This window comes from Denitratimonas organivorans (assembly GCF_037478135.1).
Lineage (GTDB): Bacteria > Pseudomonadota > Gammaproteobacteria > Xanthomonadales > Xanthomonadaceae > Denitratimonas.
The window spans coordinates 39,522-60,307 of the sequence record NZ_JBBHDV010000004.1 but is presented as its reverse complement, the minus strand read 5'-3'; the positions used below and the strand labels follow the sequence as shown (position 1 = coordinate 60,307).

The window sequence follows — 20,786 nt, the reverse complement described above, 5'->3', positions numbered from 1 at the left end:
TCGCGGCCAACAATAACCAGATGCCGGGCCGCTGCCTAGGGCGCCGGGGTGAAATCCCGCAGCCGTTTTTGACGCCCTTGCAGGCGCGTGCTATCAAGCCGGTTGCCTTCCATCCGCCGCGCACGAGGTGGCACCGATGAGTGATCTGCAAACCGAATTCGAACAGGCTGCCGTGGACGTGAAGAAACTGCCCGAACGCCCCGACGACCAGACCATGCTCAAGCTGTACGCGCTCTACAAACAGGGCTCGGAAGGCGACGTCAACGGCCCCAAGCCCGGCTTCTTCGATTTCGTCGGCACCGCCAAGTACGAGGCCTGGAGCAAGCTGGCCGGCACCGCACCGGAGGAAGCGCGGAAGAAGTACATCGCCTTGGTCAACAAACTGACCGGCTGAGCACGATGGCGCGCCGCACCCGCGAGCTGATCCTGGACACCAGCCTGGTGATGTTCAACACGCTGGGCGAACCCAACGTCACGACCAACCACATCGCTGACGAAATGGAGATCAGCCCGGGCAACCTGTACTACCACTTCCGCAACAAGGACGACATCGTCGCGCACCTGTTCTCGCGCTACGAGGCGCATATCGACCAGGTGCTGGTGGTGCCCGACGACCGTCTGCCCGGGCTGGAAGACCTCTGGCTGCAACTGCACGCGGTGTACGGCTGCATCTGGGAATACCGTTTCCTCTTCCGCGATCTGGTCGACATCCTTTCGCGCAATCGCAAGCTGCGGATGCACTTCTCCCGCATCCTGCGCCGCGCCGCCGACAACGCCACTGAGGTCATGCGCGCGATGGTGCGCGCCGGCGTGATGCGCGCCTCGGTCGACGAAATCCAGGCCACCGCCAACAATGTGCTGGTGGTGACCACCTTCTGGCTGAACTTCAGCGCGGTGCGTGGCGAACGCGACGAAACCGAGGCGATCCGGGCCGGCATCCACCAGGTGCTGATGCTGCTGGCGCCCTTCCTGCGCGATGCCGAACGTCTGCATCTGAACGAACTGGCACAGGCCTATCTGCCGGAATCACGGTGAAGATGGTGCGGCACCTCACCTGCCCGCATTGCGCCCAACCCGCCTTCTCGTGCTGGAAGAAACTCGGGATGGGGCCCTTCCAGCATGTTCCCTGCCCGGCCTGCGGAAAACCCATCCGCGTCGCTCGGCTCGTGGGCGTGACGACATACATACTGCTGGAGTTCACGGCGTTACTCAGCTTGCTGCTGCCGTACCTGCTGTTCGGAGCGATACGCTTCAGCTGGGTGCTGCCCGTCCTCTTCGCCAGCTTCATCCTCATCCACGTGCCGCTGGCCTGGGTTTACTGCCGCCTTGTACCGCTCGTGGCACATCCCGGACGACACATGTAGCCCGGGCAAGGCGCCGCCGCACCCGGGTGTGGCTTTCGCGATAGCTTTCCCGATAGCTCCGGTGGCTTTCCCGATAATTTTTCAACTCCGGGTGCGGCTGCGCCTTACCCCTGGCTACGGATCTGCTTCGCCAAACAAAACAGACTCCGCTCCACCGATATCCGGTTGCCGGATACGACAAGGCCCCGAAAACCGGGGCCTTGTCTGTTCCATCCGGGGAAGAATCGCGACCGGATCAGGCCGCCTTCTTCGCCGTGCTGCTGGCGGCACGCTTGCGTGCGGCCGGCTTGGCGGTCTTGCTTGCCGCAGCCTTGGTGGAAACCTTCACCGTCTTGGCTGCTGCCTTCTTCGCAGCCGGCTTGCGCGCCGCCGGCTTGCGCTTGGTCGATGCCTTGCCGGTGAAACCGGCCACCAGCGGCGACAGACGGGCTTCCAGCTCGCCCTTGACGCTGCCATACGTGCTGCTGGCACGTGCGATCAGCGGATCGACCGTGGCTTCGACCTTGCCCTTGACCCCGTTCAGGCCATCACGCGCCTGCGTGGCAAGCGCATCGATGCGCTTGCTGGTGGCATCGCGGAACTGGCCGCCTTCTTCCACCAGCGTGCCGTAGGTCTTCAGCGCCTGCTTGCGCGTCAGCGACACCACGCCCAGCCCGGCCAGCCACAGGTCGCGCGGGTCGATGCCCGGATTCTTGCTTTGCTTGACCATGATCTTCATCTCCTGCAAGTGACGGCCAGCGGCCGGAAAGGGTTTCTTCAAACACGATGCTAGGACGTGGTGCTGGAGCAAACACACTAGTCGGGGCCGCAGTTCGGGCCGCATTTGCGCAGCGCGGCTTGCCAAGCCCGCAGCGGGTTGCAATGCTCGCCGGACTCCTTTCACCGGCAGGGCCATCGCATGGGCAGCAAGAAACGCTGGGCATCATTCCCGCATCCGAATACGAGTTTTGATCTGGCCGGCGCCAAGCTCGCCAAGGCATGGAAGAAGCTGCATGCCGGCGATCAGGAACCGTTCCCGGACGAAGCCCGCGTCGCGGCTCTGCTGAAAGCCAACCCGAAACTCGGCAAGCCGGCCCAGGCTGCACAACTCGCCGACACCCTGGCCGATGCCTGGCGCGCATTTCATCGGGGCGATTTCCAGGATGCCTTCGAAACCGGCAGCGCGCTCGGGCCACTCGGCGCCTCGGTCGCGATCAAGGCCGCCGGCATCCACGCCGTGCATCTGCTGGACGATGACAAGGCGCGCGAAAAGCGTTTCGCCGAACTGGTGGAACTGGCCGAAGCCGCGATCAAGGCGCTGCCCGACGAAGCCAATTCGTATTTCCGCCATGCCTTCGCGCTGGGCCGCTACAGCCAGAGCATCTCGATTGCCAAGGCGCTCACGCAAGGGTTGGCGGGCAAGGTCAAGGTGTCGCTGGAGCGCGCACTGGAACTGGCACCGGATCATGCCGAAGCCCACACCGCGCTCGGCCTCTATCACGCCGAAGTGGTTTCCAAGGTCGGCGGACTGATCGCTGGCCTCACCTACGGCGCCAAGGCTGCCACCGGTGAATCCCTGCTCAAGCGCGCGATCGAACTGACGCCCGACTCACCCATCGCCCATATCGAATACGGCAACGGCCTGATGCTGCTGTACGGCAGTAAAAAGGAAGACCAGGCCGCCGGCGAATACGAAAAGGCCGCCAAGCTCAAACCGCGTGATGCGATGGAAAAACTCGACGCCGAGTTTGCCGCTTCGCAGATTGAGGACTGAGTGTCGGCAGCGGACCCATACATGCAGATGGTGTATCGCAACACAATGCCTGTCATGACATTGTCCGACACAACTGCTAGTCTGGATCGAATCCGGAGGAGCCTGCCATGTCCAGCACCACTACCCGCACCGAAAAACTTGATCTGCGCCTGACCGCCGCTGCGAAACAGGCACTGCAGGCGGCAGCGGCGGCATCGCGTCGCTCGGTCAGCGAGTTCGTGCTGGACAGCGCCCTGAGCCGGGCCGAGGAAACGCTGGCATCGCGCCGCCACTTCGGGCTGGATGCGGAAAAATGGGAAGCCTTCCAGGCGGCACTGGATGCTGCTCCACGCGATCTTCCCCGTATCCGCGAACTGTTCGCTCAACCCGGTGTTTTGGAGGACGACAACCGGCAGTGAGCACGTTGCGTATCGAAAAGCTGCAACGCACCCATGGCCTTTCCGACTTTCAATGCGGCCACGCGTCGTTGGACAGGTATCTGCTGCGCCACGCGCTGGCCAATCAGCAATCCGATACCGGAACCACCTATGTCGCGTTGGCGGGTGAACAGGTGGTCGGCTATTACACCCTGACCGTCGCCGAGGCGGTATTCGACGGCGCCCCCGAGCGATTGACCAAGGGATTGGCACGCCATCCAGTACCGCTGATGCTGCTGGCGCGGTTGGCCGTGCATCAGAACTGGCAAGGCAAAGGATTGGGGGCCGGCCTGCTCAAGGACGCATTGCGCCGAACGGTGCAGGCTGCGGACATCGTCGGAATCCGTGCGCTGATGGTGCACGCCAAGGATGCGGGCGCGCGGGCGTTCTACCAGCGCTTTGACTTCATCCCGTCCCACACCGATCCGTTGCACCTGTTCTTGCTGCTAAAAGACCTGCGCAGGTTCGTGCGCTGAGCGGCCACGCGCCGGCACTAACCAACCTGACGCCGCCCTGCAACAGCCAGCCTCATCGCACCACCACCTCTCCCTCAATCTCCTTTGTCGGCCCCGCCTTCCGCGCGCGGCTGAGCACCCGCCGCGTGGCCAGTTGCAGGTCGTCCAGGATGGCGTAGATGGTGGGCAGGAACAGCAGCGTGACCACGGTGGAGAACGCCAGGCCGCCGGCGATGGCGCGTGCCATCGGGTAGTACGGCGGACCGCCACCGGCGATCTGCGTGGTGGAAAGGCTGATCGGCACCATGCCCAGGATCGCGCAGCCCATCGTCATCAGCACCGGCCGCAGGCGGTCGCGGCAGCCCTGCACCAGCGCCTCGTTGCGCAGCATGCCGCCACGCCGCAGCGTGTTGATGTGTTCGACCATCACGATGCCGTTGTTCACCACCACGCCCATCAGCACCAGGATGCCGATCGAGGCCATGATCGTGAACGTGGTGCCGGTCAGCGCGAACAGCCAGAACACGCCCAGAATCGAAAAGCCGATGCCCGACAGGATCGCCGCCGGGAACAGCAGCGATTCGAACACCGCCGCCATCACCACATAGATCATCACCAGCGCGATCAAGGTGTTGAACAGCATCTGCGCGCCGGCCTCGTCGTTCTGGCGGAAGGCGCCCTCGAAGCTGTAGCGGTAGCCGGCCGGCAAGTTGACCTGCTCCATCACCTGGCGCATCGCATCGCGCGCTTCCGGCACGGTGCTGTCCGGCGCCAGATCGGCCTTGATCTCCAGCATCGTCTGGCGGTCCACGCGCGTGACCTGCGTGGCCGAAGGCCGCAGTTCGACCCGGATCAGTGACATCAGCGGGATCGGCTCACCGGCGGAAGTGCGCAGCATGAAACTGCTCAGATCCGAGATACTGGTGTCCTGCGCGTCCGCAAAACGCAGCTGCACCGGCACCTCGCTGCCGCCGTGGCGGAACTCGCGCAGCGGCGTGCCACGCAAGGCGATGCCGACATAGCTGGCCACTTCCTGCGCCGAGAATCCGTAACGCGCGGCGCGTTCGCGGTCGACTTCGATCGCCAACTCGCTGTTGGCATCGCCGGTATCCACGCGCACATCGCGCAGCGCTTCCTGCTGCGCCAGCACCGGCACGATCGCATCGCCCAGTTCCTTCAGCAGTTGCGCCGAATCCCCGACCAGCGCCACCGTCACCACTTCCTGCTCGCCGCTGCCCTGCGCACCCTGAAAACCAAAGTTAGCGCGCGCCGATTTCGGCAATCCTTCACGGATTTCCTCCATCACCTCACGCGCATCGCGCAGGCCGCGCCCTTCCGAACGCAGCGTCAGCCGGGTGCCGCCCCAGCCCTGCTCGCTGAACCACGAATACACCTGTTCCACCTGCAATGCTTCTCGGCGCGGATTGACCCAGGCCTCGACCTTGTCGACCTCCTCCTGCATCTGATCCAGCGTGTAGGCGCCGTTCCACTGATAGAACAGGTTGAGCGTGCGGCCCTGGCCGCTGGAGAACATGTCCACCTTCATGATCGTCATCGGCACCAGGCTCACCAGCACGATCAGCATGATCGCCAGCACGCTCCAGCCGCGATGGCGCAGACTCCAGGCCACCAGACGCGCATAACGATGACGCAGGCGGCCGATGAAACCGTCCTCGTCCATCGCCGCCGGCGGTGTCTTCATGCGCGCGGCCAGCATCGGGATCAGGCTGATCGCCACCAGCCAGGAAGCCAGCAGCGAGACCGTGATGGTGACCGCGATCTGCACCATGAAGATGCTGATCTGGTTGGTTTCACCAAACAGATTCGGCACGAACACGATGCAATGGCACAGCGTGCCGGCCGACAGCGCGATCGCCACATGGCGGGTGCCGATGATGGCGGCGTAGCGCGGCGCGCCGGGATGCTTTTCACGCTCCTGGTAGATGCTTTCCACCACCACCACGGCGTTGTCCACCAGCATGCCGACGGCCAGCAGCAGGCCCATCATCGACAGCACGTTCAAGGTGACACCGAAGAAGTGCATGAAGCCCAGCGTCATCACGAAGCACACCGGAATCGCCAGCGACACCATCAGCGTGGACGGCCAGTGACGCAGGAAGAAATACAGCACCGCCACCGCCAACAGCAGGCCGATGATGCCGGCCTCGGTCAGTTCCAGCAGCGATTCGGTGACGTTTTTCCCCTGGTCGTCGATCAGGGTGAAACGGATGCCGGACAGCTCCGGTTCGCGCGCGATTTCATCGACCTCGGCCTTGGCCAGGCGCGAGACTTCGACCAGGTTGGCGCTGCGCTCCTTGTAGACATCGATGCCGACCGCAGGCCGGCCTTCGAGCTGGCGGCGGTAGTCCATGCGCGCCGGCTTGAGCTGGATGTCGGCGACATCGGACAGGCGCAGGCCGCGTGAATTGAGCACCAGTTCGCGCAGTTCGGAAAGGTCACGCAGTTCGCCCACCGGCTGCACCCGCAACCGGCGCGTGCCCTCGTCGATGGTGCCGGCGGAAACCGAGAAATTGATCGCCTGCAGGCGCTGCGCCAGCTCGTTCAGACCAAGACCGTGCGCGGTCAACCGGTCCGGATCCAGCGCAATTTCGACCTCGTTCGGCGGCGCGCCGGAAATCTCCACCCGCGCCACCCCGGGCAGGCGTTCAAGCCGCCGCTTGATGGCCCGCTCGATGACATCGTAGGAGGCGGTCAGATCGCGCGATTCCGATGCCAGGCGCATGCGCAGCACCGGGTCGTCGGTAGTCGAGAACTTCTGCACGTAATAGCGCTGGAAGTCGTCGGGCAACTCGTCACGGATCGCGTCGATCCGGTCACGCGCCTCGGAGGCCGCGATCTCGATATCTCGATCCCAGTCGGAGAACTCCAGAAAGATCGAGCCGCCATCGGCGCGCGCCTGCGAGCGCATGCGCTTGATGCCCGGCAGCGTGGCCAGGGTTTCCTCCACCGGCCGCACCAGGTTGCGTTCCACTTCCTGCGGCGTGGAACCTGCGTAAGGCAGTGCCACAGCCAGAAAAGGCGCGTTGATCTCCGGGAACTGCTCCAGCGGCAGACGCAGGCTGGCGATCGTGCCGATCACCAGCAGCGAAACGAAGAACATCACGACCGTCACCGGCCGCCGCAGGCTGGTCTGGACGATGTTCACGCCGGCAGCCCCACGTCATTGCCATCGCCATCGGCAATGTCTTCGATGATCGGCTTGACCCGCTCCACGTAATGCGAATCCGGGCGCCGGTCCAGCAGCGCGTACACCACCGGGATCACGAACAGCGTCAGCAGCGTGGACACCGCCAGCCCGCCGATCACGGTGATCGCCATCGGCGCGCGCACTTCCGACCCTTCGCCGGTGGACAGCGCCAGCGGCAGGAACGCGAACAGCGCGGTGATCGTGGTCATCGCCACCGGCCGCAGGCGCGACACCGCACCGTCGGCGATGGCCTGGTATTTCGCCACGCCGGCCTCGCGCAGCTGGTTGATCTTGTCGATCATCAGGATCGCGTTCTTCACCACGATCCCGACCAGCAGGATCAGGCCGATGAACACCACCACCGAGAGGCTGTAGCCGGACAACACCAGCGCCAGCACCGCGCCGACCAGCGCCAGCGGGATGGTGAACAGGATCACGAACGGATGCAGCAGGGATTCGAACTGCGACGCCATCACCAAGTAAACGAGGAACACCGCCAACGCGAACGCGAACAGCAGTGAAAGCATCGAATCGCGCAATTCCTCGCCCTGGCCGCCGATATTCAGGCCGATGTCGCCGCGCAGCGGATGTTCGGCCACGATCTGGCGGACTTCCTCCACCGCGCTGCCCAGATCGCCATAGGCCAGATTGGCCGAGATCACCGCCACGCGTACCTGGTCGGCGTGGTGGATTTCACTCGGGCCCAGCGTGGCGACGACGTCGGCGACCGACTCCAGCGTCACCGGGCGCGGGCTTTCCGGATTCACGATCAGGCGACGGATGGCCTGCACCGAATCGCGGTCCGATTCCTGCGCCCGCACCAGCACATCGATCTTGCGGTCGCGGAAGCTGTAGCGCGTGGCGACTTCGCCGCGCACCTTGCGTGCCACCGCATCGGCGATCTGGCGTGTGGTCAGGCCCAGCGCGGCCGCGCGTTCCTGGTCGAAACGGATCTGGATTTCCGGATAGCCGTCGGCGACCGTGGATTTCACATCGACAAAGCGGTCCGAGCGCTGCATCAGCGTCATCAAGGTGCTGCCGGCGTGCTGCAGTTCGTCCAGCTCGTAGCCGCGCAGTTCGATTTCCAGCGGCGGCGCGAAGCTGAAGATTTCCGGCCGGCCGAACTTGGCTTCGGCACCGGGATAGGACGCCAGCGTCTGGCGCAGGCTGTCGGTCAGGCGTTCCTCGGTACCGCGCGGGGAATCCAGCGCCATGATCACGCCGAGCTTGCCGATGTTGTCGCCGGATTCGGTCGGGCTGGCGTCCAGCCGCGTACCGGCACCGCTGACGCCGTACAGCGCGCGGATGCCGTCCTGTCCTTCATGCTGCGCGGCGATTGCGCGCACCAGCGCATCGGTATCGCGCAGCTGGGTGCCGGGCGGCAACTTCACGGTCAATTCGAACCGGTCCTGCGCCAGCTGCGGAATCAGATCCAGACCCAGCCGTGGCACCAGCGCCATCGTGAAAACGAAAGCCAGTACCGCCACGCCCAGCACCAGACCGGGGCGGCGCAACACGCCCGGCAGCCGCTTCGCATAGGCCGCAGCGGCCAGGTCGTAGGGCTTCATCACCACCGCGCCGATGCGCGAAAGAACGCCGCCGACCAGCCAAGTCAGCGCGCGCGCGATGCGCGATACCACCCAGGCGATGGCGAAGAAGACCGCACCGAACACCGCCTTGATGCCGCGCGAGATCGCCGCCATTGCCCGCAGCGGCGCGCTGCGCGGCCGCCATTCCGGCGCCGGCGCCTCGTCCGGGAACTGCATAGGCGCACGCGCCTTGAGCGAGGACAGCATCGGAATCAGTGTCAGCGACACCCCCAGCGACATCAGGATCGCTATCGACACCGTCAGCGCCTGATCGCGGAACAACTGCCCGGCCACGCCTTCGACAAACACCAGTGGCAGGAATACCGCGACGTTGGTCAGGGTCGAAGCGATCACCGCCATGCTGACCTCGCGCGTGCCTTCGACTGCGGCGCGCAGGATGCCGAGCCCGCGTTCACGCGCCTTGGCGATCGACTCCAGCACCACGATCGAATCATCCACCACCAGCCCGGTCGCCAGCGCCAGACCGCCGAGCGACATCACGTTCAGCGACAGCCCGAGGCGATCCATGAAGAAGAAGGTCGCGATGATCGACACCGGCAGCGACAGCGAGATCACGAACGTGCTCCAGCCATCACGCAGGAAGAAGAAGATCAGCAGAATCGCCAGCGTGCCGCCGATCAGTGCATCCATCCGCACCTCGCGCAACGCCTGGCGGATGAAGATGGCCTGGTCCTCGATCACCGTCAGTTCGGTCTCCGGCGGCAGGCTGCGGCGCACGTTTTCCAGTGCCGCGTGCACCGCGTCGGCGACACTGACGGTGTTCGCATCGCCTTCCTTGTAGATCGCCAGTTCCACCGCCTCGGTGTCGCCCAGGCGGATGATCGCCTCGCGCTCCTTGTAGCCCTGCTCCACCGTGGCGATATCGCGCAGGCGGATCGGCAGGCCACCGCCGGGGGCGCTGGAATCACCCTGCGCTGCGGCATTGGCAGCCGCCGCAGCGGCAGCCGCTTCGGCCGAAAGTGCGGCGATGCGCGATGCCGCCAATGCTGCTTCCTGCGCGGCGGCGTTGTCACCTCCAACGCCACCACCGGTGATCAGCAGATCGCGGATCTGTTCGATGTTCTCGAACTGGTTGATGGTGCGCACCAGATAGCGCTGGCTGCCCTCTTCCAGCCGGCCGGCGGAGATGTTGACGTTTTCCTGCGCCAGACGGTTGATGACGGTTTCCAGCGGCAGCCGCAGCTGCGCCAGCCGCTCCTGGTCGATCAGCACCTGGATTTCATCCTCCAGACCGCCGCCGACCTTGATCGCGGCGACGCCGGCGACCGGCTCCAGGCGCTTCTTCAGCTCATCGTCGGCGTAACGCCGCAGCCGCATCAGCTCGGCCTGCGCCTGCACGCCCTCACGCGCCTGGCCGGTCAACACCAGCCGCAATATCGGTTCAGTGGACGGATTGAAACGCAGCAGCACCGGCGCTTTGACTTCCAGCGGCAGATTCAGCGTTTCCAGTTTGTCGCGCACCTCCAGGCTGGCCTGGTCCATGTCGGTGCCCCAGGCGAATTCCAGCACCACGTCGCTCTGGCCGGTGCGGGAAATCGATTTGAGTTTGCGCAGACCCTTGACCACACCGACCGCTTCTTCCACCGGCTCGGAAACAAGGGTTTCGATTTCCAGCGGTGCCGCGCCGGTGTATTCGGTGCGCACCGTCAGCGTGGGATAGGACAGATCCGGCAGCAGGTTGACCTTCAGATCACCCAGCGAAATCAGGCCGAACAGCACCACGGTCAATGTCGCCATCGCCACGGTGACGCGGCGCCGGACGGAAAATTCGGCGATGCCTCCGCTGTGGTTCGGGCCACGCGGAGCGTTCACGGATGCGGCGTCCATCAGTGAGAAGTCGGGTCGGTCGTGGTGTCGGCGGCGGCATCCGCCGCGACCCCGGCGCCGGCCGGCAGGCTGTTCAGCACCTGCACGTTGGCGCCATCGCGCAGCGTCACCTTGCCGGTGGTGACCACGGCGTCACCGGCCTGCAGTCCGCTGCGGATTTCCGCCAGTTCGCCGGACAGGTAACCCAGCTGCACGGGGGTGCGCAGCGCCTTGCCTTCGCGCACCAGGAACACCGCAGGCTCGCCCTGGTCTTCCAGCAACGCCACGCGTGGCACCGTCAGCACATCGGCGCGCTGGTCGAACACCACCGCGATGCGTCCGAACATGCCCGGACGCAGCAGCGGATCCGGATCGAAGGCGCAGACCACGCGGAAAGTGCCACTGCCGGCGTCCACCACCGGGCTGACGCGCGCGATGCGGCCTTCGAACACGCGCCCCGGCAGCGCATCGGCCGTCATCGAGACCGGTGCGCCAGCGCGCATCGTGGCGATCTCGCGCTCGGGCACGTTGAGGATGGCCTCCAGCGTCGTGGTGTCGACGATGCGGAACACCGGCGAGTTCAACTGGATCAGATTCCCGACCTTGGCCATGCGCTGCGCCACGACGCCGGAAATCGGCGCCACGATGTCGGTATAGGACAGCTCCAGCTGCGCCATGCGGTAGACCGCACGCTGGGTTTCCACGTCGTAGCGCAGCTTGTCGTGCAGATCGGCGGCGATCAGCTTGCGCTCGAACAGTTCGCTGGAACGGGCCAGCTCGGCTTCCAGCTTGCGCAGCAGCGCTTCGGCGCGCTGCACTTCCAGGCGCGGGCGCTCCGGATCGATCTTCGCCAGCACTTGGCCGGCCTTGACCATGTCGCCCTCCTCCACCAGCAGGCGCAGCAGCACGCCCGAGGTCTTGGCTACGACCTGTGCCTCGCCCGGTGCTTCCAACGCGGCGGTGGCGTTGTAGCTGGCGGTGATCGGTCGCAGCGCGGCGGCGGCGACTTCAACATTGACCGCAGGGCGCTCGGATGCAGCGTCCTTGCCTGCTTCACCACCGGGCTCCGGCCCTTTGGGGCCACAGCCGACCAGCAGCAGGGCAAGCATGGCCGCCGCCGCAAGCAACAGGCGGGAACGGCGGAAAAGCGCAACGGAATGGGATTTCATTGGCGTGGGGCCTTGGATGTTGGTGTTATAGTAACCTACAACACCATGTCATGGAATCGTCTACAGCAAATTTTCCTGAAAAACCGTGAAACGGTCGCGTGCAGCAAGTCACCCCGACCACCGGCAGGGGCTGGTGTGGCCAGGCGGCGCAGGCGCCTGGGCTGAACGTCTGGTCGGAAACCGTTCATCATGCGTATACTTGTGAACTTCCGATGGTGTGACCGATCCTTTCGGCCACCACCCGCCCAGCCAACGCGCCGGAACTGCCATCCATGCCGAACCTCCGTCTCGCCGCCAGCCTCATCCTTTCCATCGCCGCCGTTGCCGCGTCCGCACCCGTCCTTGCCCAGGGCGATGTGGAAGCAGGCAAGCAGAAGGCCTACACCTGTACCGGATGCCACGGCATCGCCGGCTACAAGAACGTCTACCCGCACTATCACGTACCCAAGATCGGCGGACAGAACTACGACTACCTGGTCATCGCGCTGACCGAGTACAAGAACGGCAACCGCGTGCATCCGACGATGGAGGCCCAGGCCATGGGCTTCACCGATCAGGACATCGCCGATATCGCGGCCTACCTCGCCAGCCTCGCGCCCGCCAAGTAAGGAGAGCGACCCATGACCTTCAAAGCCGCCCTCGTGCTTGCCGCAGCCATTGTGCTGTTCCCATTCCAGGCCCATGCCGCCGATGTCGAAGCGGGCAAGGCCAAGTCGCAGATCTGCCAGGCCTGCCACGGCGCCGACGGCAACGGCATCGGCGATCCACAGTACCCGCTACTGGCCGGCCAGTATGCCGACTACCTCGCCAAGTCGCTGCGCGACTACAAGTCCGGCGCGCGCGAGAACGCGATCATGCTCGGCTTCGCCAGCACCCTGAGCGATGAGGATATCGTCAACCTGGCCGCCTTCTACGCCAGCCAGCCCGGCCGCATCCGCGACCTGACCGGCACCGATTGATTTCCTGCAACAGGTTTTTTCTTTGCGATCCCGGCTCCGGCCGGGATCGTCGTTTCCGGCCCGGATGAATAACGGGCATGAACTGATGCCGCCGCGACCTGTACCCGGCAGCGCGTGTACCCGGCAGCGCGTGTGGCTAGCCCGGATATTTCATGAAGGGCGTGGATGATCGCGAGGGATTTTGTGCCGCTCGCAAGGCGCAACGACTCCCGGTGGCAGGCCCCACCGGGGGGAGGAGCAACGCGGCGAGCGGCGCAAAAGGCCCGCGAGCGCCGCGTCAGCAGAAAAGTGTGCGGGACACTTCGCCCAAAGCGGGAACATTGATCAAATGGCAATCTGGTGCGGTTTGCGAGGCACTTTTCTGCGATCTCATGAAATATCCGGGCTAAAATGTCACGATGACCACACCCCTTCCCTATGATCCGGCGCGCCTGTCGCAATGCGTGGCCGAACTGATCGTCAACACCGGCGAACTGGCGCGCGCCGGCCTGACCCCCGCCACCAGCAGCAACTTCTCGATGCGCCTGGACGATCGCCATGCCGCGATCACCGTTTCCGGCCGCGACAAGGGCAGGCTCAACGATGACGACTTCATGGTCGTGGATTTCGATGGCCAACCGGTCGCCACCGACAAGCGCCCTTCGGCCGAAACCGGCCTGCACACCCAGATCTACCGGCGTTTTGCCGACATCGGTTGCGTGCTGCACACCCATTCGCAGAACCAGACCGTGGCCTCGCGCTTTTTCGCCGGCCAGGGCCATATCCGGCTGGAAGGCTACGAACTGCTGAAAGCCTTCAGCGGCAACAGCACGCACGAAACCACGATCGACCTGCCGGTGCTGCCCAACAGCCAGGACATTCCGGCACTGGCCGCGCAGGTGGAACGCCTGCTCGATGCCGGCCCGTTGTGGGGCTATCTGATCGAAGGCCACGGCCTGTACGCCTGGGGCGTGGACATGGCGCAGGCGCGCCGGCATCTGGACGCCTTCGAGTTTTTGATCGCCTGCGAGCTTGACCTCAGACGGCTGCGCAGCTGAGCGTCGCCCATCCCTTTCCATCACAGGTGCCGCACCCATGAGCCGCCTTCGCATCTTTTCCGAATCCGATCCTTCCCATGTCGAACTGGTCAGTAGCGATCACGCCGAGATTGCACGCGAGCTGGCCAAGATCAATGTGCGGTTTGAACAATGGGAAGCCTCGCAACCGGTGGCACCGGGTGCCTCGTCCGAAGACGTGCTCGCCGCCTATCGTGCTGATATCGACCGGCTGGTGGCCGAAAACGGTTTCCAGAGCGTGGACGTGGTCTCGATCGCACCGGACCATCCGCAGCGCGAAACCATGCGCGGCAAGTTCCTGGAAGAGCATTTCCACAAGGAAGACGAAGTGCGCTTCTTCGTCGCCGGCTCCGGTCTGTTCACCCTGCACGTGGGCGACAAGATCTACGAAATCCTGTGCGAACAGGGTGACCTGATCAGCGTGCCGGACGGCACCACGCACTGGTTCGACATGGGGCCGGAACCGTATTTCGTCGCGATCCGCTTCTTCACCCAGCCCGATGGCTGGGTCGGACACTTCACCGGCAGCGACATCGCGCAGCGCTTTCCGCGCTACGAAGCCGGTCAGGCCGCGGCATGAAGCGCGTCATCCTGACCGACATCGAAGGCACCACCAGCAGCATCAGCTTCGTCAAGCAGGTGCTGTTCCCGTATGCGCGCCAGGCCCTGCCCGGCTTTGTGCGCGAACATGCGCGCGATCCCGAGGTACGGCGCTGGCTGGACGCGGCGGCGGTCGATGCCGGCGGCATCTGTCAGGACACGGTGCTGGCCGAGGTATTGCAGGGCTGGATCGACGAGGATCGCAAGCACACCGCGCTGAAAGCCCTGCAGGGCATGATCTGGGAACAGGGCTACCGCAGCGGCGCCTACCGCGCCCACCTGTACCCGGACACCGCACCGGCGCTGCGCCAGTGGCACGCCGCCGGGCATCCGCTGTATGTGTATTCATCCGGCTCAGTACCGGCACAGAAACTGTTTTTCGGCTTCAGCGAAGCCGGCGACCTGACTCCGCTGATCTCCGGCTGGTTCGATACCGAAGTCGGCGGCAAGCGCGAAGCCGACAGCTACCGCACCATCGTGCAGCGCATCGGACGCGAAGCCGGCGACATCCTGTTCCTGTCCGATGTGGTGGAAGAACTGGACGCCGCGCGCGAAGCCGGCCTGGGCACAGTGCTGCTGGACCGGCGCGAGGATTATCCGCAGCCGCGTGAAGGCGAGGCCGCGAACGGGCATCTGCGGGTCGAGGATTTCAGCCAGATCCAGCCGGAAGCAGCCTGATCCGGCCCTGCACTGGGCCGCACGCTGCGGCTCAGATCGACACACCCACGCGCCGCGCCAGATTCACCAGCATCGCCGCGGTCGCACCCCAGATGCGGTGCGGCCCAACCTGGTATTCCCAGTACTGGCGCGGGCGTCCACGCCACGGCATCGCCATCTGCACCATCCGGCTGCCGGCCATCAGCGGTGCCAGCGGCACTTCGAACGCCTGCGCCACTTCGTCCGGATTGGGCCGGGCGCGGTAGTCCGGTGACAGCCGCGCCACCAGCGGCAGGATGCGGAAGCCGGTGATCGTCGAATACGGATCGAGGAAACCCAGCGGCGCGATCGCATCGCGTTCGATCGCGACCTCTTCCCAGGTTTCACGCAGTGCCGCATCGAGCGCTGAGCGGTCTTCCGGATCGATGCGCCCACCGGGAAAACTGACCTGGCCCGGATGCTGGCTCAAGCGCTCATTGCGCCGCGTCAGCAGCACATGGACGCCCTGCGGGCGCTCCACCAGCCCGACCAGTACCGCTGCATTGCTGAGCTTGGCGGCATCCACGACATCGCTGATTTCGTGCTGGTTCCAGGCCGGTCCGTCCGGATCGCCGGCCAGCGGCAGCAACACCCGCCGCAGACCCTCGACATCGGCCAGCGGATCGACCACCGCAGGCGCTGCGGCGGACGGGAAATATCCGGGATCAGGACGGGCGGACATGCTGCTTCAAACAAACACGGCCAGACGCATCGTCTGCGCCCGGCCGTGGCAGGTCTGCTCGCGTCCTCCGGGCGGCAACGCCCGGAAGGCCGCGATCATGGTCACTTGACTTCGATCAGCTTGACGTCGAACACCACGGCCTGGGCCGGACCAATCGGCGAACGAGGGTTGTCGCCATAGGCCTGATCGGCCGGCATGAAGATTTCCCAGCGCGAGCCCTGGGGCATCATCGGCAACACGGTGCGCAGGCCGGTTATTGGAGCTTCGGACACCGTCATCGAGACCGGCTCGTTGCCCTGGTAGGTGCTGGCGAACTCCTGACCGGTCGAGATCGAGCCACGGAAGTGCATCGACACCGTCGAGTTGGCGGTCGGCTTGGGGCCGGTGCCGGTTTCGATCACGCGGTACTGGATGCCGGAGGACAACGTCTGCACGCCGGTCTTGGTGCGGTTCTGCGCCAGGAAGGCTTCGCTCTTGCGCTTGTTCTCGGCCACAACCTTTTCAAACTCGGCGCGGGCTTCTTCGACCAGCTTCTTCTGCATCGCTTCCAGCGCTGCGCCCATCTGCTCGGGCGGCACCGACGGGTCGCGCTTGGCGTGACCGTCCTGGATGGCACGCGTCAGGGTGTTGAGATCGATGTCCAGCTTCTGCTCTGCGAGGCTGCTACCCATCTGGTAACCCACGGCATAACTCAGCTTGCCCTTCTCGGACGTGGTGTCCTGCGCCATCGCGGCGCTCATTGTCGTGGCCGCCAACAACGCGACCGTCCAGCGCAACTTCATGCTTTTCTCCTGAGTGAATCGGCAAGCCGAGATAAAAACCAACGCGCTAGGATAACGTCGAACGTGATGAACCGCTACTTTCCGGCTTCAGCTTCTGCTCCTCCGAGCGCTGCCCTGTGACCGGCTGCCCGGGCGAAGGTTCCCGACCGGGTAGACTTCAAGGTTTGTTCCGTTCAACCGCCAGGAAGCCTCCCATGTCCTTCGAAAATCTGCTGATCGAGAACCTCGGTGCAGTGCGCCGCATCACCGTCAACCGCCCCGACAAGCTGAACGCGTTGAACGCGCAGACCTTGGGCGAACTCACGCGCGCCTTCGAGCAGGCCGGCGAAGACGAATCCGTCCGCGTCGTGATCCTGCGCGGTGCCGGCGAAAAGGCCTTCGTGGCCGGCGCCGACATCAGCGAACTGGCCACCGTCACGCCGGTGCAGGCACGCGATTTCGCACGTCGCGGGCAGCACACCATGGCCACCATCGAACGCCTCGGCAAACCGGTGATCGCGCAGATCGGCGGCTACGCGCTGGGCGGCGGCATGGAGCTGGCACTGGCCTGCCACCTGCGCATCGCCAGCGAAAAGGCGCGTCTGGGCCAGCCGGAAATCAATCTCGGCGTGATCCCCGGCTTCGGCGGCACCCAGCGTCTGCTGCGCGTCACCGGCCGTGGCGTGGCGCTGGAACTGTGCCTGACCGGCGTCCAGATCGATGCCGCCCGCGCCTACGAATTGAACCTGGTCAACCGCGTGGTCGCACCGGAAGAACTGGAAGCCGCCACGCTGGCGCTGGCCGAACAACTGGCCGCATCCGCCCCGGAAGCCTTGCGCAGCACGCTGGATGCGGTCATCACCGGTGGCGAAGCGGATCTGTCCACCGGTCTGGACTACGAAGCCCAGGCCTTCTCCACCTGCGCCGCCACCGAGGACATGCGCGAAGGCACGCGCGCCTTCCTAGAACGCCGCAAGGCGGTATTCAGCGGCCGCTGAGCGGCAGCCCGCCGACACCAGCCATGCGCCCGCCCGCCCTGCCCTGCATCCGCTGCGGCGAATGCGCTGCCGCCTGCCCGGCCGGCCTGTATCCGCAGGCCGTGCTGGCGGCGCTGCAGCGCGATGATCTGCACGCGGCGCAGGCGCTGGGACTGGACGCTTGCGATGGCTGCACGCGATGCGATGCGGTCTGCCCGAGCGCGATTCCGCTGTCCGGCTGGTTCACCGCAGCCATCACCAGGCTGCAACGCGAACAAAGCGACGACGCCTTTGCTCGCGTCTCGCGCCAGCGTTACCACTTCCGCGAAGCCCGACTGCTGCGCGAACAGCAGGAACAAGCCGCCGAACGCGAGCGCAAGCGCGCCAGCAATGCCAGCGCCGATGCGGTGGCGCAAGCGCTGGCACGCGCCCGCGAACGGCGCGGCAAACCCGATCGCCCGGCATGAATCCGCTCGTTCTTCCGCCATGGCGGCGCAGCGTCGCGCGCCGCTTCGCCGTGACCCTGCTGGCGATGTTGCCGGCGCTGGTGATGCAGGCATGGCAGTTCGATGCCGAATGGCTGATCCGCCTGGCTGTTCTGGCCTCGGCCGCCCTTGCCTTCACGCCGGTCATCACGCCGGCACTGCTTTTCACTCCCTCTCCCCCATCGCCCGCGATGGGGGAGAGGGTTGGGGTGAGGGGGGCCTTTCCCGGCACAGCACCGCAGCATCATCTGCGGCCACCGGATTCAACCGATCACCGCACGCCAGTATCCCGATGGCATTGGAAAAACAGTGGCAGCGCGGTTCTGCTGGATGCCCTCACGCAAGCCACTCTGCTGGCCGCACTGTGGCCGTCAGGCTCCGCGCTGTGGCCAGCCATCGCTGGTCTGATCGCGGCGCTGCTGATGCAACGCCTGTTCGGTGGCTGGTCGTCCAATCCGTTTCCGCCATCGATGCTGGCGCTGGCGGTCGGGCTGATGCTGGCCTCGGGCAGCCCTGTTGCCGGCACATCCTGGTCGCCAAGTGAAACAGCTCCGGTGGCACTGGCCTGGCTGGCCAGCGGCATCGTGCTGGTGCTGCTGCGATTGCGGCCATGGCGCCCGATGCTGTGTTTCGCACTGCCGCTGGCGCTGTTCCTCATTGGCTCCGACATCGGCACGGATTACTGGATCAGCGCGGCCATCGGCACCACCTTCATCGCCAGCGACCGGCTTCACTTGCCTGCACACCCGCTCGGCCAGTGTCTGGTCGCTGCGCTGGCCGGGCTGGGCACCGCCGCGATCTGGCTGGCAGGCGCACCGGCGCCAGCACTGGCGTTCGCGTGGCTGCTGTTCACCTTCCTTTCGCCGTGGATCGAACAGCGCACGCTGCCGCGTCCACCCGCCACAATTTCGGAAACATGAAAGCCGCCGACCGCATCGAACTGTTCCGCCGCCTGGCCGAACTCAATCCCGAACCGACCACCGAGCTGGAATACAGCACGCCATTCGAACTGCTGGTCGCGGTCACGTTGTCGGCGCAGGCCACCGATGTCGGCGTCAACAAGGCCACGCGCCGCCTGTTCCCCGTCGCCAACACCCCGCAGGCGATCTGGGATCTGGGCGAAGAAGGGCTGAAGCGTTACATCGCCACCATCGGGCTTTACAACAGCAAGGCGAAGAATGTCATCGCCACCTGCCGCATCCTGCTCGACCAGCACGGCGGCGAAGTCCCGCGCACGCGCGAAGCGCTGGAAGCCCTGCCCGGCGTCGGCCGCAAGACCGCCAACGTGGTGCTCAACACCGCCTTCGGCGAACCCACGATCGCGGTGGACACCCACATCTTCCGCGTCTCCAACCGCACCGGCCTGGCAGCGGGCAAGAATGTCAACGACGTCGAACGCAAACTGCTGCGCAACGTCCCCGCGCAATACCGCAAGGATGCCCACCACTGGCTGATCCTGCACGGCCGCTACGTCTGCAAAGCCCGGAAACCCGAATGCCCCACCTGCGTCATCGCCGACCTGTGCAGCTACAAACACAAGACGCCGGCGCAGGACTGATGCTTGAGTTTGAACAGCAGCTGTCACAATCCACCGCAATCCCGCCCGGAAGCCGGCAACAGCAAAGTTACCGGGATGTCATCAAGCTGTAACAAAAACATCATTTCATGGTGGCTTTCCCGGCTGCATGCCGCTTCCCGCCTGCGAGAAACCCGAATGAACCCGATCCCACGCAGCCTGCGACTGCTGGCGCTTTCCTTCATGTTCATGCTGGCGGCCTGCCAGCCTTCCGACCAGGACGGCGGCACCGCTGACGCCGTGCCCGAGGACGGTATTGCGCGCAGCATCACCGGCGCCGGAGCCTCGTTCGTGTATCCGGTGATGGCCAAGTGGTCCAGCGATTACCGCACCAGCAGCGGGCGCCAGGTCAATTACCAGTCGGTTGGCTCCGGCGGTGGCATCGCGCAGATCAAGGCCGGCACGGTGGATTTCGGTTCCTCCGATGCGCCACTGTCGTCGGAAGACCTGCTGGCTTCGGGCCTGGCGCAGTTCCCGTCGGTGATCGGCGGCGTGGTGCCGGTGGTCAATATCGACGGCATCACCCCGGGTGCGCTGCGCCTGACCGGTCCTGTGCTGGCCGATGTGTTCCTCGGCAAGATCACGCGCTGGAACGATGCCGCGCTGGTCGAACTCAACCCCGATCTTGCCCTGCCCGATCAGGCAATCACCGTGGTGCATCGCGCTGATGGCTCGGGCACCACGTTCAATTTCGCCAACTATCTGGCCAAGGTCAGCGCCGACTGGAAGGCCGGCCCGGGCGAAGGCACGGCGGTGCGCTGGCCGACCGGCATCGGCGGCAAGGGCAACGAGGGTGTGGCCGCGTATGTGCAGCAGGTGAAGGGTTCGATCGGCTATGTCGAGTTCTCCTACGCCAAGCAGAACGCGATGTCGCATGTGGCGCTGCGCAATGCCGCCGGCAATTTCGTCGAACCCACTTCCGAGAGCTTCGCGGCCGCGGCTGAAAGCGCGGACTGGCAGAACACGGCGGATTTCGATCTGGTGCTGACCGATGCGCCGGGCGCCGATGCCTGGCCGATCGCGGCGACCAACTTCGTGCTGGTGCATCGCAACCCGAAAGACGCCAGCCGGGGCGCTGCCACGCGCGCCTTCTTCGAATGGATCTACGCCAATGGCGATGCCGAGGCGGCGGCGCTGGACTATGTGCCGCTGCCCGATGCGCTGGTGACGCGCATCCAGGAATACTGGCAGGCGACGCTGGACAACTGAGGTCG

The 20,786-nt window shown here is 65.2% G+C and carries 22 protein-coding genes; 16 read left to right on the top strand and 6 right to left on the bottom strand.

Annotation, left to right across the window (positions count from 1 at the left end; genetic code table 11):
- Positions 1–136 precede the first annotated feature (136 nt).
- From WDB66_RS05670 to WDB66_RS05660, 3 genes are read left to right on the top strand one after another with little or no spacing between them, the layout of a single operon-like run.
- A complete protein-coding gene (locus WDB66_RS05670; protein ID WP_339397567.1) occupies positions 137–394 on the top strand; it encodes an acyl-CoA-binding protein in 258 nt (85 codons plus the stop codon).
- Between the two features lie 5 nt (positions 395–399).
- The gene (locus WDB66_RS05665) at positions 400–1,035 is read left to right on the top strand and encodes a TetR/AcrR family transcriptional regulator (RefSeq protein WP_339397566.1); all 636 of its coding nucleotides are present in this window, start codon (positions 400–402) and stop codon (positions 1,033–1,035) included.
- On the top strand, positions 1,032–1,364 hold the full coding sequence (locus WDB66_RS05660) for a hypothetical protein (RefSeq protein WP_339397565.1): 333 nt from the start codon (positions 1,032–1,034) through the stop codon (positions 1,362–1,364). The genes WDB66_RS05665 and WDB66_RS05660 overlap by 4 nt, the downstream gene beginning before the upstream one ends.
- A 235-nt stretch (positions 1,365–1,599) precedes the next feature.
- On the opposite strand, the gene WDB66_RS05655 is transcribed toward WDB66_RS05660, so the two are convergent.
- Positions 1,600–2,073, bottom strand: a complete 474-nt coding sequence (locus WDB66_RS05655; RefSeq protein WP_339397564.1) for a phasin family protein — start codon at positions 2,071–2,073, stop codon at positions 1,600–1,602.
- 189 nt (positions 2,074–2,262) lie between these two features.
- Here WDB66_RS05655 and WDB66_RS05650 point away from each other — a divergent pair, with 189 nt between their 5' ends.
- From WDB66_RS05650 to WDB66_RS05640, 3 genes are all read left to right on the top strand, one after another.
- Positions 2,263–3,117: a tetratricopeptide repeat protein gene (locus WDB66_RS05650; protein ID WP_339397563.1), complete on the top strand. Its 855-nt coding sequence runs from the start codon at positions 2,263–2,265 to the stop codon at positions 3,115–3,117.
- Between the two features lie 107 nt (positions 3,118–3,224).
- A complete protein-coding gene (locus WDB66_RS05645; protein WP_339397562.1) occupies positions 3,225–3,515 on the top strand; it encodes a type II toxin-antitoxin system TacA family antitoxin in 291 nt (96 codons plus the stop codon).
- Complete coding sequence (locus WDB66_RS05640; protein ID WP_339397561.1) at positions 3,512–4,009, top strand: GNAT family N-acetyltransferase; 498 nt, start codon at positions 3,512–3,514, stop codon at positions 4,007–4,009. The genes WDB66_RS05645 and WDB66_RS05640 overlap by 4 nt, the downstream gene beginning before the upstream one ends.
- Positions 4,010–4,061: 52 nt before the next feature.
- On the opposite strand, the gene WDB66_RS05635 is transcribed toward WDB66_RS05640, so the two are convergent.
- Genes WDB66_RS05635 through WDB66_RS05625 form a run of 3 tightly spaced genes read right to left on the bottom strand, consistent with a single transcriptional unit; the run spans position 4,062 to position 11,781 of the window.
- Entirely contained in the window at positions 4,062–7,154 is a 3,093-nt protein-coding gene (locus WDB66_RS05635) for an efflux RND transporter permease subunit (protein ID WP_339397560.1), read from the bottom strand.
- Positions 7,151–10,633: an efflux RND transporter permease subunit gene (locus WDB66_RS05630; RefSeq protein ID WP_489670825.1), complete on the bottom strand. Its 3,483-nt coding sequence runs from the start codon at positions 10,631–10,633 to the stop codon at positions 7,151–7,153. Before WDB66_RS05630 ends, WDB66_RS05635 begins: the two co-directional genes overlap by 4 nt.
- Positions 10,633–11,781, bottom strand: a complete 1,149-nt coding sequence (locus WDB66_RS05625) for an efflux RND transporter periplasmic adaptor subunit (protein ID WP_489670824.1) — start codon at positions 11,779–11,781, stop codon at positions 10,633–10,635. Before WDB66_RS05625 ends, WDB66_RS05630 begins: the two co-directional genes overlap by 1 nt.
- A 272-nt stretch (positions 11,782–12,053) precedes the next feature.
- Here WDB66_RS05625 and WDB66_RS05620 point away from each other — a divergent pair, with 272 nt between their 5' ends.
- The 5 genes from WDB66_RS05620 (at position 12,054) to mtnC (ending at position 15,073) form a co-directional block, all read left to right on the top strand.
- On the top strand, positions 12,054–12,389 hold the full coding sequence (locus WDB66_RS05620; RefSeq protein ID WP_339397557.1) for a c-type cytochrome: 336 nt from the start codon (positions 12,054–12,056) through the stop codon (positions 12,387–12,389).
- Positions 12,390–12,401: 12 nt separating this feature from the next.
- A complete protein-coding gene (locus tag WDB66_RS05615) occupies positions 12,402–12,740 on the top strand; it encodes a c-type cytochrome (RefSeq protein ID WP_339397556.1) in 339 nt (112 codons plus the stop codon).
- A 398-nt stretch (positions 12,741–13,138) separates the two neighbouring features.
- Positions 13,139–13,777, top strand: a complete 639-nt coding sequence (locus tag WDB66_RS05610; protein WP_339397555.1) for a methylthioribulose 1-phosphate dehydratase — start codon at positions 13,139–13,141, stop codon at positions 13,775–13,777.
- A 37-nt stretch (positions 13,778–13,814) separates the two neighbouring features.
- Positions 13,815–14,375: a 1,2-dihydroxy-3-keto-5-methylthiopentene dioxygenase gene (locus WDB66_RS05605; RefSeq protein WP_339397554.1), complete on the top strand. Its 561-nt coding sequence runs from the start codon at positions 13,815–13,817 to the stop codon at positions 14,373–14,375.
- The gene (gene mtnC / locus WDB66_RS05600) at positions 14,372–15,073 is read left to right on the top strand and encodes an acireductone synthase (RefSeq protein ID WP_339397553.1); all 702 of its coding nucleotides are present in this window, start codon (positions 14,372–14,374) and stop codon (positions 15,071–15,073) included. Before WDB66_RS05605 ends, mtnC begins: the two co-directional genes overlap by 4 nt.
- A gap of 31 nt (positions 15,074–15,104) precedes the next feature.
- Here mtnC and WDB66_RS05595 read toward each other — a convergent pair whose 3' ends face one another.
- Together WDB66_RS05595 and WDB66_RS05590 are read right to left on the bottom strand one after the other, a co-directional pair.
- Positions 15,105–15,773, bottom strand: coding sequence for a CoA pyrophosphatase (locus WDB66_RS05595; RefSeq protein ID WP_339397552.1), 669 nt, complete (start codon positions 15,771–15,773; stop codon positions 15,105–15,107).
- Positions 15,774–15,874: 101 nt separating this feature from the next.
- Positions 15,875–16,555 carry an FKBP-type peptidyl-prolyl cis-trans isomerase gene (locus WDB66_RS05590; protein ID WP_339397551.1) on the bottom strand — a complete coding sequence of 227 codons (681 nt, stop codon included), beginning with the start codon at positions 16,553–16,555 and terminating at the stop codon, positions 15,875–15,877.
- Positions 16,556–16,749: 194 nt separating this feature from the next.
- On the opposite strand from WDB66_RS05590, the gene WDB66_RS05585 reads away from it, so the two are divergent.
- The 5 genes from WDB66_RS05585 (at position 16,750) to pstS (ending at position 20,781) form a co-directional block, all read left to right on the top strand.
- Positions 16,750–17,532: an enoyl-CoA hydratase/isomerase family protein gene (locus WDB66_RS05585; protein WP_339397550.1), complete on the top strand. Its 783-nt coding sequence runs from the start codon at positions 16,750–16,752 to the stop codon at positions 17,530–17,532.
- Positions 17,533–17,555: 23 nt separating this feature from the next.
- Positions 17,556–17,978 carry a 4Fe-4S dicluster domain-containing protein gene (locus WDB66_RS05580; protein WP_339397549.1) on the top strand — a complete coding sequence of 141 codons (423 nt, stop codon included), beginning with the start codon at positions 17,556–17,558 and terminating at the stop codon, positions 17,976–17,978.
- Entirely contained in the window at positions 17,975–18,916 is a 942-nt protein-coding gene (locus WDB66_RS05575) for an RnfABCDGE type electron transport complex subunit D (protein ID WP_339397548.1), read from the top strand. Before WDB66_RS05580 ends, WDB66_RS05575 begins: the two co-directional genes overlap by 4 nt.
- On the top strand, positions 18,913–19,554 hold the full coding sequence (gene nth / locus WDB66_RS05570) for an endonuclease III (protein ID WP_339397547.1): 642 nt from the start codon (positions 18,913–18,915) through the stop codon (positions 19,552–19,554). The genes WDB66_RS05575 and nth overlap by 4 nt, the downstream gene beginning before the upstream one ends.
- Before the next feature lie 156 nt (positions 19,555–19,710).
- Entirely contained in the window at positions 19,711–20,781 is a 1,071-nt protein-coding gene (gene pstS, locus WDB66_RS05565) for a phosphate ABC transporter substrate-binding protein PstS (protein ID WP_339397546.1), read from the top strand.
- Positions 20,782–20,786: the final 5 nt, after the last annotated feature.

Coding starts and splice junctions, on each gene's coding strand:
- mtnC (WP_339397553.1), top strand. CDS start 14,372: ATGAAGCGCGTCATCCTGACCGACATCGAAGGCACCACCAGCAGCATC.
- WDB66_RS05615 (WP_339397556.1), top strand. CDS start 12,402: ATGACCTTCAAAGCCGCCCTCGTGCTTGCCGCAGCCATTGTGCTGTTC.
- WDB66_RS05665 (WP_339397566.1), top strand. CDS start 400: ATGGCGCGCCGCACCCGCGAGCTGATCCTGGACACCAGCCTGGTGATG.
- WDB66_RS05630 (WP_489670825.1), bottom strand. CDS start 10,633: ATGGACGCCGCATCCGTGAACGCTCCGCGTGGCCCGAACCACAGCGGA.
- WDB66_RS05670 (WP_339397567.1), top strand. CDS start 137: ATGAGTGATCTGCAAACCGAATTCGAACAGGCTGCCGTGGACGTGAAG.
- WDB66_RS05620 (WP_339397557.1), top strand. CDS start 12,054: ATGCCGAACCTCCGTCTCGCCGCCAGCCTCATCCTTTCCATCGCCGCC.
- WDB66_RS05605 (WP_339397554.1), top strand. CDS start 13,815: ATGAGCCGCCTTCGCATCTTTTCCGAATCCGATCCTTCCCATGTCGAA.
- WDB66_RS05575 (WP_339397548.1), top strand. CDS start 17,975: ATGAATCCGCTCGTTCTTCCGCCATGGCGGCGCAGCGTCGCGCGCCGC.
- nth (WP_339397547.1), top strand. CDS start 18,913: ATGAAAGCCGCCGACCGCATCGAACTGTTCCGCCGCCTGGCCGAACTC.
- WDB66_RS05625 (WP_489670824.1), bottom strand. CDS start 11,781: ATGAAATCCCATTCCGTTGCGCTTTTCCGCCGTTCCCGCCTGTTGCTT.
- WDB66_RS05580 (WP_339397549.1), top strand. CDS start 17,556: ATGCGCCCGCCCGCCCTGCCCTGCATCCGCTGCGGCGAATGCGCTGCC.
- WDB66_RS05655 (WP_339397564.1), bottom strand. CDS start 2,073: ATGGTCAAGCAAAGCAAGAATCCGGGCATCGACCCGCGCGACCTGTGG.
- WDB66_RS05585 (WP_339397550.1), top strand. CDS start 16,750: ATGTCCTTCGAAAATCTGCTGATCGAGAACCTCGGTGCAGTGCGCCGC.
- WDB66_RS05645 (WP_339397562.1), top strand. CDS start 3,225: ATGTCCAGCACCACTACCCGCACCGAAAAACTTGATCTGCGCCTGACC.
- pstS (WP_339397546.1), top strand. CDS start 19,711: ATGAACCCGATCCCACGCAGCCTGCGACTGCTGGCGCTTTCCTTCATG.
- WDB66_RS05650 (WP_339397563.1), top strand. CDS start 2,263: ATGGGCAGCAAGAAACGCTGGGCATCATTCCCGCATCCGAATACGAGT.
- WDB66_RS05595 (WP_339397552.1), bottom strand. CDS start 15,773: ATGTCCGCCCGTCCTGATCCCGGATATTTCCCGTCCGCCGCAGCGCCT.
- WDB66_RS05590 (WP_339397551.1), bottom strand. CDS start 16,555: ATGAAGTTGCGCTGGACGGTCGCGTTGTTGGCGGCCACGACAATGAGC.
- WDB66_RS05610 (WP_339397555.1), top strand. CDS start 13,139: ATGACCACACCCCTTCCCTATGATCCGGCGCGCCTGTCGCAATGCGTG.